General features: G+C 58.1%; 10 protein-coding genes. 7 read left to right on the top strand and 3 right to left on the bottom strand.

Annotation, left to right across the window (positions count from 1 at the left end; genetic code table 11):
• Positions 1–39: 39 nt before the first annotated feature.
• A complete protein-coding gene (locus tag FGO67_RS04900) occupies positions 40–1,743 on the bottom strand; it encodes an Ig-like domain-containing domain (RefSeq protein ID WP_238942169.1) in 1,704 nt (567 codons plus the stop codon).
• 379 nt (positions 1,744–2,122) lie between these two features.
• Here FGO67_RS04900 and FGO67_RS04895 point away from each other — a divergent pair, with 379 nt between their 5' ends.
• Positions 2,123–3,262, top strand: coding sequence for an acyl-CoA dehydrogenase family protein (locus FGO67_RS04895; protein ID WP_203299568.1), 1,140 nt, complete (start codon positions 2,123–2,125; stop codon positions 3,260–3,262).
• Between the two features lie 244 nt (positions 3,263–3,506).
• Complete coding sequence (ppa, locus tag FGO67_RS04890) at positions 3,507–4,034, top strand: inorganic diphosphatase (protein ID WP_203299567.1); 528 nt, start codon at positions 3,507–3,509, stop codon at positions 4,032–4,034.
• Between the two features lie 72 nt (positions 4,035–4,106).
• On the opposite strand, the gene FGO67_RS04885 is transcribed toward ppa, so the two are convergent.
• Positions 4,107–5,159 (bottom strand): DUF2333 family protein, encoded by a 1,053-nt coding sequence (locus FGO67_RS04885; RefSeq protein ID WP_203299566.1) that lies wholly within the window; start codon positions 5,157–5,159, stop codon positions 4,107–4,109.
• A gap of 6 nt (positions 5,160–5,165) precedes the next feature.
• A complete protein-coding gene (locus tag FGO67_RS04880) occupies positions 5,166–7,166 on the bottom strand; it encodes a bifunctional diguanylate cyclase/phosphodiesterase (RefSeq protein ID WP_203299565.1) in 2,001 nt (666 codons plus the stop codon).
• Between the two features lie 195 nt (positions 7,167–7,361).
• On the opposite strand from FGO67_RS04880, the gene FGO67_RS04875 reads away from it, so the two are divergent.
• From FGO67_RS04875 to prmA, 5 genes are all read left to right on the top strand, one after another.
• Positions 7,362–8,975, top strand: coding sequence for a diguanylate cyclase (locus tag FGO67_RS04875; RefSeq protein WP_203299564.1), 1,614 nt, complete (start codon positions 7,362–7,364; stop codon positions 8,973–8,975).
• Positions 8,976–9,250: 275 nt separating this feature from the next.
• On the top strand, positions 9,251–9,691 hold the full coding sequence (gene aroQ, locus FGO67_RS04870) for a type II 3-dehydroquinate dehydratase (protein WP_138438669.1): 441 nt from the start codon (positions 9,251–9,253) through the stop codon (positions 9,689–9,691).
• A gap of 27 nt (positions 9,692–9,718) precedes the next feature.
• Complete coding sequence (gene accB / locus FGO67_RS04865; protein ID WP_203299563.1) at positions 9,719–10,180, top strand: acetyl-CoA carboxylase biotin carboxyl carrier protein; 462 nt, start codon at positions 9,719–9,721, stop codon at positions 10,178–10,180.
• Between the two features lie 18 nt (positions 10,181–10,198).
• Positions 10,199–11,545: an acetyl-CoA carboxylase biotin carboxylase subunit gene (gene accC / locus FGO67_RS04860; RefSeq protein WP_203299562.1), complete on the top strand. Its 1,347-nt coding sequence runs from the start codon at positions 10,199–10,201 to the stop codon at positions 11,543–11,545.
• A gap of 29 nt (positions 11,546–11,574) precedes the next feature.
• Positions 11,575–12,471 carry a 50S ribosomal protein L11 methyltransferase gene (gene prmA, locus FGO67_RS04855; protein ID WP_203299561.1) on the top strand — a complete coding sequence of 299 codons (897 nt, stop codon included), beginning with the start codon at positions 11,575–11,577 and terminating at the stop codon, positions 12,469–12,471.
• Positions 12,472–12,522 lie beyond the last annotated feature (51 nt).

The raw sequence follows: 12,522 nt of genomic DNA, 5'->3' as shown, positions 1-12,522 counted from the left end.
CTGGTTAGGGACACTCCAGCCAGGATTGGCCAGTCGTTATCACTCGAAACGGCTGGCCCGTATATCGATAAGAGAGCCATCATCTAGTTGCCAAACGGCAAACGCCTGACCTTCCGCATTGAGGGCGACCTGGGGGGCGGGCGCGGAAACGCCACTGTTATCCGCGATCGGCTCCGCTTCTCCCCAATCGCTACCGTCGAAGCGATTGGCCCATATTTGGTAGCGAGCGTCCTTAAATTGCGCCCATACCGCAAGAGCCCGGCCGTCTGCATCGACGGCAATTTGCGGACTGCCGACGCTTCCGGCGTCGTCGGGCACGATCGACTCAACCTCTCCCCACTCCCCGCTCTCAAAGCGGCTGGCCACTATATCGTAATCAGAGCCATTGACTTGCTCCCACACGGCAAGGGCCTGCCCATCCGGATTAATGGCAATTTGTGGGGCCGACGCGTCGCCGGCGCTCTCGGTGTCGACTGGCTTAGCCTCTCCCCAGCCGCTACCGTCAAAGCGACTCCACCATAGATGGTCCCCGGTACCATCGGATTGCACCCAAATGGCAAGCCCATGGCCACCGGCATCGAGGGCGATTTGCGGAGCAGAAGCAGAACCGGCACTGTTATTCTCTAAGGGGTTAGCCTCTCCCCAGTCGCTGCCGTCGAAGAGGTTGCTCCAAATTCTGTACCGAGATGCCTCAAATTGAGCCCACACAGCATGAGATTGGCCGTCGGCATCAAGGACAACTTGGGGGCCAAAAGCGTTGCCGGCGTCGTCATCATCTATGGCCGGCCCGATCGATTCAGCCACTGCCCCCCACTCGCCGCCATCAAAGCGGTTGGCCACTATATCGTATCCAGAGCCATTAAATTGTTCCCACACAGCAACGGCCTGCCCATCGGAATTGATGGCGACCTGAGGCGCCCGGGCATCGCGGGTGAGGTCAGTTTGGATCTCCTCGGCCGCCTCCCATTCACTACCGTCAAAGCGGCTCGCCCATATGATGTTTCTAGAGCCATTAGACTGTTGCCAAACCGAAATCCCCTGACCGTGAGCGTTGAGGGCGATTTGGGGCGCGGAGGCGGGACCACCACTGCCGCTCTCGATCACCTTGGCCGTTCCCCATTCGCTACCGTCAAAGCGGTTGGCCCATATTTTGTCCCGGGCTATCTCGAATTGCGCCCATACGGCAAGGGCTCGGCCAGCGGCATCGAGAGCGATTTGGGGCGTACGGGCACTGCCAGCTCTACCGTTATTGTCGTTTTCGATCGGCTCAGGCGTCTGCCATTCGCCATCGCCGGACGTAAAGGACCAGGAATGCTCCTCGGCCAGAGCATTACCGCTAAGATCGGTGATTGCCGTGCTTAAGGTTGCGGTATAGGTTTCAAACATGGCCAGCGGCGAGCTCGACGAGAAGGTCGCAGTGTTGGTGTTGGCGTCAAAACTGACGACACCAGAATGGCGGCTACCGTCCACAGACCGTTTGATCGTGAAACTGTCGTCGTTGACGGTCGTGGCAAAGATATCTTCGTTGAATTCTGCTGTGATGGCACGTGCTCGAGCCACTCCCTCGCTGCCATTCGCAGGATCGGTCGCCCGCACAACCGGTGGTGTCCTATCTGATCCTATGGCAGCACGGCTGCCGGACTGACCAGAGCTCGCATCCCAGTCGCACCCAGCCAGCACACCGGCAAGTAAAAGAACCGTTCCCAAACGGCAGCTGGCAGAACCAAACAACGATCTCCACATAGGAAAGCCTCCAAGTAGAGAATTGATGAGTTCCGCGGTTCAGTCAGGTTTTGGTCCGGGAACCAAACAATGTGTTAAGCCAAACTGCAGTTTTCTGACAGGCCTGTCCCTTTTCTTGTCCACTCGCAGCGTCCGAAAAATGCCTGTGGATCCGCCCCGGAAGCGCGAGTGTATTTTGCATCCTTCATTCGAAGTTTAGGTGAGCTCGGTGGAGATGCCAGTGTTGTTCCGTTTTCTTAACAGTCCTGGCCCGCTCACGTGCTCTCTAACTTGTACTACCGCTTTTCTTGCTTCTTCCAACCGACAAACCAAGCGCTTGCTTGGCTAAAAGAAATGCGCAACACTGCTTGCTGCGAACTGACAGCAAGGGAGCCCTCGCGTGGCCGATTACTTCAACGACATTCACGAGCAGGCGCGGCTAAGCGCCCGGAAATTCATCAGCACCCACGTGCTGCCGCACATCGACGACTGGGAAGAAGCCGGTGAATTTCCCCGCGAGCTCTACCAGAAAGCGGGCGAAGCGGGCCTGCTGGGCATCGGTTTTCCGGAAGAGCTGGGCGGAACCGGCGAGGGCGACATCTTCCTGAGGGTGGCAGTGTCCGAGGAACTCATGCGCTCTACCTCAGGCGGCCTGGTGGCCGGTCTCGGCTCGCTCGACATTGGCTTGCCACCGGTGGCGAAATGGGCCACGCCCGAGTTGCGTGAGCAGATCGTACCGCCGGTGCTGCGGGGTGAGAAGATTGCCGCCCTGGCGATTACGGAACCCGGCGGCGGTTCGGACGTCGCCAACCTGAAAACCCGAGCCGTCAGAGACGGCGACCAATTCATCGTTAACGGCAGCAAAACCTTCATTACCAGCGGACTGCGCGCCGACCATTACACAGTCGCAGTGCGAACCGGCGGCGAAGGCTACGGCGGTGTCAGTCTGCTGCTGATCGACCGGGACATGCCCGGTTTCTCCACCGGCAAAAAACTGCGAAAAATGGGCTGGTGGGCCAGTGACACCGCGGAACTGTTCTTTGAGGATTGCCGGGTGCCGACAGACCGTTTGATCGGCGCAGAAAACGCTGGCTTTGCAGTAATCATGAGTAACTTCCTGTCCGAGCGCCTGATGCTGGCGATCATGGCCTACATGACAGCGCAGCTCGCCTACGAAGCCGCCCTTGATTACACCCGACAGCGCGAAGCCTTCGGCCGCCACCTGGCCGGCTATCAGGTTACCCGTCACAAGCTAGTGGACATGGCTACCCAGATCGACGTGGCCCGGGAATACACTTACCGCTGCGCTGCGCTGATGCAGGCGGGCAAGAACCCGGTCAAGGAAGTCGCCATGGCCAAGAATTTCTCGGTTGAGGTGTGCGAAAAGGTGACCCGTGAAGCGGTGCAGCTGTTCGGCGGCATGGGGTACATGCGTGAATCCGTCGTTGAGCGTCTGTACCGGGACGCCAAGATACTCTCCATCGGGGGCGGCACCACAGAGATCATGAAAGAGCTGATAGCCAAGCAACTCAAGCTGTAGTCCGGCGTAAAGGGACCGGCGAGCAGCTTTTCCAGAACCCGCTACGAGCACATCCATGTGCGCTTGTTTCGGACCATCCATGGCCCTCCACAGTTCTGGAAAAGCAGCTCGCCGCCCCCTATCGTAGTTTCTCGCCGGCACAGACATACCAACGATTAGTTTCGAACTGCAGGAGACTTCCGTATAATTGCGCCCACTTTTTAACCGCAGTTAAACGTACCTCACGTACCAGGAAGGATCGCATATGCAATTCGATAACATCCCTGCCGGCAAGAACCCGCCGGAAGACATCTACGTTGCCATCGAAATTCCGGCTAACAGCTCGCCGGTCAAGTACGAACTGGACAAGGACATGGGTGCCCTGCTGGTCGACCGTTTCATGGCCACCCCGATGTTCTACCCGGCCAACTACGGTTTTATCCCACACACCCTGGCCGACGATGGTGACCCTCTAGACGTGCTGGTTGTTACCCCTTACCCGGTCCAGGCTGGCTCAGTCATTCGCTGCCGTCCGGTTGGCGTTCTGAACATGGAAGACGAAGCCGGTGGCGACGCCAAGCTGGTTGCGGTTCCCCACGACAAACTGACTGGCGCCTATCACAACGTGAAGGACATCGAAGACCTGCCGGAGCTGCTGCGCGACCAGATCAAGCACTTCTTCGAAAACTACAAAACCTTGGAGCCCGGCAAGTGGGTCAAGGTTCAAGGTTGGGCCGACGCGGCCGCAGCCAAGCAGGCCATTGTTGATTCCGTCAAGGCCTACAAGGGCTGATCTGACGGATCTCCAGGCGTAAAAAAACCGGGCATCTGCCCGGTTTTTTTTGTTCGTGGCTAAGGCCTTTCGTCAGCCCCGGGACAACAGGTCCCGCATATCGCTGATGGCCGCATTAGCCCGCGACAGATAAGCCGCCATGGTCAGCGAATGGTTCGCCAGCACGCCAAAGCCACTACCGTTCAGCACGACGGGGCTCCACATGGATCCCTGGGCGCCTTCCAGCTCGATGATGACCTGCTTCACACTCGCCATGGCATTCTTGTCCTGAAGCACCTTGCGGAAGTCCACTTCGATGGCCCGGAAGATGTGCAGCAGAGCCCACGAACTGCCACGGGCCTCATAGAACACATCGTCAATTTCGGTCCAGGGCGTTTTCACGTCGATAGCCCCGATTTCTTCTTCCAGCGGGTTATCCTGGTTAACGTTGGCGACCGCGTCCGAAACCGAAGCCTTACCAACACTCTCACCCAGCGTCCGAGAGAGACTACCCAGCCGGGTTTCCAGATCCGCCAGCCAGTTGCTCAGATTGTCGGCGCGAGCAAAGAATTGAGCATCGGCCTGTTCCGGGTCTGAGAGACGATTGAGGTAGCGTTTGAGTGCGCCAATGCCGCGACGATACTCAGCTTCGGTGGAGGGAATGGCCCAGCTTTCGCTGTCGAAATGCAGCTGAGGTTCCGCGACGGTCAGATCGCGGTCTTCAGCAGACTGACTCTGTGAACGGCTGATGTCCTTACGCAAGGCGCGGGACAAATCCCGCAACTGCACCAGCACGCCGTATTCCCAGTTAGGCATGTTGTCGAGCCACAGTCCCGGCGGAAAGATGTCATTGGAGATATAACCGCCCGGCTTGTCCAGTAGGGTCTCAGCAATGCGGATGGTAGTGGCCGTCGTGGCAAAGCCGGTGATCGGCTCGCGCTGCATGCTGTTGGCCATGGAGCGAGTGTGTTCGCGAACGGAGAAGGCTTCCGGTTCGCTGCTCCAATACATACCCAGAACCACGGTCACCAGCAGATACACCACCAGCAGGACCAGGATGAATTTACCGACCACACCGCTACCGCCGGCATAATCCTGAACATCATCTTTCTTGTCCCTGAAATACTGTCTGAGTTTGCCTGGCATAGACTGCTATTCCCCTGTCGATTGTTGGTCTGCCGCAAATGGTCGTCCGAGATGGTAACCCATGGCCCCGTCGATACCCAGCTTACAGAGTACCGAGTACTCCGCTGCTGTCTCCACGCCGGTGGCAAACACCTTAACGCCCCGGCTGTGGGCGATGGACACCACGGATTCGAGGTAGAAACGATTCTCCTCGTGGGTATCTATATCGTGAATGAACGAGTTGTCGATACGCAATGCCTGAACACTCAGATTCCTCAAGTAACTGAAGGGCAGCCCCCCGACACCAAACCGGTCCACCAGTACCGGTACGCCCAGGCGCACCAGCGCACGAACCAGCAGACCAACTGCGGTTCGATGATGATGGATAATGTGCTCGGAAATACCGACCCAGAGATTCCCCGCGCCTGGCCCTGCCGACTCCAACTGAGCAAGAAACTCTTTGCGAAATTCTTCGCTGGCCACAGAAGCGCTACCCAAGGATATCGCGAGAGACCGGCCGGGGTGTTCTGCCAGGCAGGTTAAAACGCGCTGGATCAGCATGCGGTCAATATCCGAGATTAAGCCAAAGCGCTCAGCCATATGAATGAAAGCACCGGCTTTCAGCGTACCCTCCGGCCCCTCAATGCGGGAGAATACCTGGTGATAGACCGGCTGATCTTGTTGCTCGCTAACCATGGGCTGCAACCACAGTGATAGCTTCTGATCCCGAATGGCCTGGCCAATGATGACCCGCCAGGTTTCCAGATTGTGATGGCCCTCTTTGTCGGGTTCGGCCATGTAACAATCCGATTCATCACTCTCCTGCGCCAGCCGCAAGGCTTCATCGGCGGCCGCCAACACCTCCCTGATGCCACGGCCCTCCGCCGTGCGCGCCAGACCGGCATGGACGGCGGTGTCCAGTGGCGCCGCCAGATCTGCATAGAGCCCATCCAGCTCCGACACCAGCTCCTTACACCAGACACTGGCATCCGCCGGCAGCGCGCCGGGTACAAAAATAGAAAACTCCGCCCCGGCACGGCGACCGGCAAATGAACCTATATGCGACTCAACGAATCCGTTGACCACCTCGGCAGCCCGCAACAATACCCGGTCGGCCTCACTGCGCCCGTAGGCCTGGTTGTAGCTGGAAAAATCCGACAACCGCACCAGGATGAGAACCCCGGGCGCGGCCCTTTCCTCTGACTCAACCTCCGCCTTCAGGCGCTGATCGAACGCGTTGCGACTAGGAAGCCCTGTCACCGGATCTTCACTGTTCATCCGCCGCAGGTGCTGAATCAGTTTCGCCTGCCCTTCGAACAGCTGGCCCAGGTCGTCCGCCATCTGATTCATCGCCGCGGTGACCTGATTCAGCTCCCTGGTCGACTGTACCGCCACCCGCTGCCGAAAATTGCGCTGGCCCAGCGCCTGGGCCTGCAGTTCCAGAGCCCTCAGCGGCCGCAACGTTCGTTTCAGCAGGAGGAAAAGCAGGAACAACCCGACCCCGCCAATGAGCGCTGTACTGGCAATCAACCCGATAGTAATCCGCCACAAGTCCTTATAGGCCCGGCCGGGGTTGCTCACAACCTCTACTTTGCCCAGACGACTCCAGCCGCGCACCACCTCGGCCTCCGCCACCGGCAACTTGAGATTGGCAATCGACCGGAACCAGTCGGGCACTGAGCTACTGGACCGGGTCATGGCACGACCGGCGACTTCGGCGCCCTCATGATTAAGGTATCGGACCGACAGGTAACGGCCACTGTCGAATACGGCATCGATCAGGGACGACGCCGCCACTGGATCGCGGGCGTCGATGGCATTGGAAAGCGACAGGCCAACGGCAGTGGCGCCGTCATGGGCGTGGCCGGCAAGCTGCTCGGAGACGTAGGTTCGAAAATAGCCGTAGCTGGTGATGAAGCCAGCAACAAGCACCAGCACCAGTAGAGAACCGGTAAACAACAACAGAATGGCCCGCAGAGTGACTGCGCCAAACTGCATGGAATCAATCACGCTGTGCGTGTCCGCCATGACAGATCTCTCCGATAGGCTGCGCGCCCGCCGGCCGATGGATTGTGACTTGCACCTCAGAGTTGACAAACATTTACAACGAGCAACCTACGCCGACAACTCTAAACACTATAGACTCTGCATAGGGACTAAGCTGGAAAATTCGTCCTGACTGCATTGAACAATTAATAACGAAAACAGACAGGCCAGAGCACCATGAATGACGAAAGCCAGAAAGAGAAACTCAGGCAACATTTCGCACGACGTGTAACAACTCAGGCGCGGGTTGTACTGGACACCTGGCAGGAGATTCAAAAAGACCACAACCTGGCTGGCGCTTTGCGCGATGAATTTGCGGGGGCAACCGATAAGCTGGTGCGCTACGCCCAGCGCTTTGAAATGACCAGCCATGCTGAGGCCGGCACCCAGATCCTTGGATTATTAAAGGATTGGCAGGCCAATACGCCACTGGAAGATGACCTTGAGCGCCCAATCCAGGACGCTATCGAGGCTCTGTCTCGGAGTACCCTGCGTCGCACCGACCAGGAAAGCACCGGAACGCCGCATCAGTTTCGTCGCACACCGGTGTACATTGCCTTAGCCAACGAGGAAATGGCTGTCCGGCTGATCCGCCAACTTGAATTCTTCGGCTTCCGGGCAGAAGCGTTTACCTCGGCGCAAAAGCTCATCGACGCCTGCGCCCTGCACAAACCCGAAACCATCCTGATGGATGTGAATTTCGGCGGTGTTGTGAACGCTGGCATTGCCACCATCGAACAGCTGCAGGAACGCCACGACACACCGATCCCCATCATCTTCATGAGTGACGAAGACGGCAGCATCGAGACCCGTCTGCGAGCCTCTCGCTGTGGCGGCGAAGAATTCTTCTACCCGGCGGTTGATCCTGGCCAGCTCATTGAAAAAATCGAGACCTACACCCACGGCAATAGTGTCGAGCCTTATAAGGTACTGGTGCTGGATGACTCCCGAGCCCAGGCCAAGTACATGGAAACCGTGCTGCGCAAGGCCGGCATGACGGCCCACATCATTACCGACCCGCTGCAGATCATTCATGCCCTGGAGGAGTTCTCCCCGGAGATCATCATTCTCGACATGTACATGCCTGGCTGCACCGGCATGGAGATCGCCCGGGTAATTCGCCAGCAGGATCGCTTCCACAGTGTGCCGATCATTTACCTGTCGGCCGAAGAAGACGTGACCAAACAGCTGCACGCCATGAGTCTGGGTGGCGACGACTTCCTGACCAAACCCATTGATCCCAAGCATCTGGTTTCCACCATCCATAACCGGGGTCGGCGAGCCCGTTCGCTGCTCGCGCTGATGATTCGTGACAGCCTGACTGGCTTGTACAACCACACCCACACTCTGTACCTGCTGGAACAGGAAATCGTACGAGCCCGGCAGAAGGAGCAGTCGTTGTGCTTTGTCATGCTCGACATCGATTACTTCAAGAAAGTGAACGACACCTTTGGCCACCCTATCGGTGACCGGGTGCTGCGCAGTCTTTCGATGTTCCTCAAGCAGCGTCTGCGCAAGACCGACCATATCGGACGCTACGGCGGCGAGGAATTCGCCATCATCCTGCCCGATACCCGTCCCAGCGATGCCCGCAACGTGCTAAACGAAATTCGCGAGCGCTTTTCCGAGTTACTGCAGCCCGCGGGCGATCGCGAGTTCAATGTCACCTTTAGCTGTGGCGTTGCCAGCTGGGACAATGAAAGCTCACAGGCCCTGTGCGAACGGGCCGACCGTGCGCTATACACCTCCAAGGAACAGGGACGCAATTGCGTCACGCTCGCCGAGAGTTAAGACCAGGAAGAGCCGGGCTGGTCCTCTGAACCCGCCCGGCTCCGTATTCCCCCTATGAAACCAACGTCGTATAGCGCTACGCGCCACCCTTCACGACAATGATTGTCATCAACGGAAAGATCCCGTTTCGGTTTTCAGCCTTTTTTTTACGACCAATGGACAACATGGATGATTGTCAAAAAGTATTGATCTGAAGGAAACAAGCACGCACCATTATGGGAACGTGCTGTTATTTTCGGCGATCCTGTAAAAAAGACATCAAGGCAGACTGAACCATGTCGACAATTCTCGTGCTCCATGGCCCGAACCTGAACATGCTCGGAACCCGCGAGCCCGAGGTCTATGGCCACGAGACTCTGAACGACATCGACGATCGACTGCGACAGCAAGCGGCAGACCAAGGACATCATCTGCTCCACCTGCAGTCCAACGCCGAGTATGAGCTGATCGAACGGATTCATGAAGCAAGGGCCGAAGGCGTGGATTACATTATTATCAATCCGGCCGCGTTCACCCACACCAGTATCGCCCTCCGGGACGCGATGCTAGCGTCGGGTATCCCCTTCATTGAAGTGCATCTTTCCAATGTCCATGCGCGGGAATCGTTCCGCCATCACTCGTATTTTTCCGATATCGCCGATGGCGTTATCTGTGGGCTGGGTAGCCAGGGGTACGACCTTGCCCTCCAGGCAGCCCTGCAGCGCATTCACCGATAGACCAGACATAACGGGACTGGATTAACTATGGATATTCGCAAAGTCAAAAAACTGATCGAACTGCTCGAAGAATCCGACGTCGAAGAGTTGGAGATTCACGAAGGAGACGATTCGGTTCGCATCTCCAGACGCCGCGAGCAGGTTGCCGGCACCCAGTACGTGAGCCATTACCCGGCTCCGGCGCCGCAATCAGCACCAGCCCAGGATCCTGCGCCCGCACCGGCTCAGGAAAGCGCAGCACCGGCCGCACCCAGCGGACACTCGCTGAAGTCGCCGATGGTTGGCACTTTCTACCGCGCACCTTCACCCTCTGCGAAGGCATTTGTTGAAGTGGGCCAGTCTGTGAAAGCCGGTGAGGTTGTCTGCATCGTTGAAGCGATGAAGATGATGAACCAGATCGAGGCTGACAAGAGCGGTACCGTCACTGAAATTCTGGTCGAGAACGGCCAGCCGGTGGAGTTTGATCAGCCCCTGATCGTCATTTCCTGAACTCGGTGATAGCTACTCATGGCCATGTTAGAAAAAGTTCTGATCGCAAACCGGGGTGAGATTGCCCTCCGGATCCTGCGTGCCTGCAAAGAGCTGGGCATCAAGACTGTAGCGGTTCATTCCAAGGTCGATCGCGACCTGATGCACGTTAGGCTGGCAGACGAATCCGTTTGCATCGGACCTAACAGCCCGCTGGAAAGCTACCTGAACATTCCCACCATCATCAGCGCTGCCGAAGTGACCGACTCCGTGGGCATCCACCCCGGCTACGGTTTTCTTGCGGAAAACGCCGATTTTGCTGAACAGGTGGAAAAGAGCGGGTTCCACTTCATTGGTCCCAGGGCCGAGACCATCCGATTGATGGGCAACAAGGTCTCTGCGATCAACGCCATGATCAAGGCAGGCGTCCCGACGGTACCCGGCTCCGATGGCCCGATCACCGACGACGACGAACGTACCCTGCGCATCGCCCGGGAAATCGGTTACCCGGTTATGATCAAGGCAGCGTCAGGCGGCGGTGGCCGGGGCATGCAGGTGGTGCATTCGGAAGCCGCGCTGCTCAAGGGTGTGCAGATCACCCAGAGTGAAGCCCGCAACGCCTTTGGCGACCCGACTGTTTACCTTGAGAAGTTCCTGGAACGGCCGCGTCACGTGGAAGTTCAGGTGCTGGCAGACATGCACGGCAACTGCATTCACCTGGGCGACCGTGACTGCTCGATGCAGCGTCGCAACCAGAAGGTGATTGAGGAAGCACCGGCACCGAATGTAAATCCCGAATCCCGGGAGCGCACACTCAAAGCCTGTGTCGATGCCTGTAAGGAAATCGGCTATGTTGGCGCCGGTACGTTCGAGTTCCTGTACCAGGACGGCGAGTTCTACTTCATTGAAATGAACACCCGGGTCCAGGTAGAACACCCGGTATCCGAGATGGTCACCGGTGTCGACATCGTGCGCGAGCAGCTGCGTATTGCCAGTGGCCTGCCGCTGCAGTACACCCAGGATGACATCCGGATCTCCGGACATGCCATCGAGTGCCGGATCAATGCCGAAGACCCGAAAACCTTCGTGCCCAGCCCAGGCAAAGTGAAGCACTTTCACGCGCCCGGCGGTAACGGGGTTCGTGTGGACTCGCACCTGTACAGCGGCTACACCGTTCCGCCTTTCTACGATTCCCTGATTGCCAAGCTGATCACGTGGGGAGATGACCGGGAAATCGCTCGCCGACGCATGAAGAACGCGTTGGATGAGCTGGTAGTCGAAGGCATCAAGACCAATCAGTCTCTGCATGGAAAACTGGTGCGCGACGGCGGCTTTAAACAGGTAGACTTCACCATCCATTACCTTGAAAAGCTGATGCGGGACTAACGTCCTGCATCGTCACCGCAGGAACCTCTATGCCCTGGATACAACTACAGATCCCAGCTGACCCGGATAACGCCGATCAGCTGGAAGATCTGCTGATGGAGATGGGCGCTGATGCCGTCTCCATGGAAGACGCCGCTGACCAACCACTGTACGAGCCCGATCCGGGCACCACACCGCTGTGGAGCCAGACGACGGTTACCGGGCTGTTCCAGTCCGACCGGGACATTGACCAACTGTGCGCCGATGTTCGAGATGCCTGGCACCAGGCCACTCAGCAAACCCTCCCAGACATTGACGTCACCCTGGTCGAAGACAAGGACTGGGAACGGGCGTGGATGGACGATTTCGAGCCCCTGAAATTCGGCGAACGCCTTTGGATCGTGCCCAGCTGGCACGATGCCCCGGACCCCGATGCCGCCAATTTGATGCTGGATCCCGGCCTGGCCTTCGGCACCGGGACCCATCCGACCACGGCCCTGTGCCTGGAGTGGCTCGACGGCCAGGACATGCAGAACCGGCAAGTGACCGACTACGGCTGTGGCTCCGGCATCCTCGGACTGGCTGCCCTGCTACTCGGTGCTGATCATGTGGTGGGTGTCGATACCGACCCCCAGGCACTGGATGCCAGCCGCGAGAACGCCCGGCGCAACGGGGTTGCCGATGACCGCCTCAGCCTGTACCTGCCGGAAAACGAACCCGACGCTGCGGTCGATGTCATGCTCGCTAACATTCTGGCCCAGCCCTTGATCGGCCTGGCACCGCACCTGGCCAAGCTGACCAAGCCCGGTGGCGATCTGGTCCTGTCTGGAATCCTGTCCCATCAGGCCCGCGAAGTGATGGCGGCCTATGAACCCTGGTTCATCATGGACGAGCCCGAGCAACGCGAGGAATGGATACGCCTCACAGGACGGCGCCACAACGGGTGACGAACAGTGCCTTAGCGACTAAACTGCGCACTCGTAGCCCCGTCGCTTTCA

The sequence above is a fragment of the Marinobacter sediminum genome, from assembly GCF_016820575.1.
GTDB classification, from domain to species: domain Bacteria; phylum Pseudomonadota; class Gammaproteobacteria; order Pseudomonadales; family Oleiphilaceae; genus Marinobacter; species Marinobacter sediminum.
Note: the sequence above shows the minus strand (reverse complement) of the source record. Positions and strands in the feature narration are given on the sequence as shown.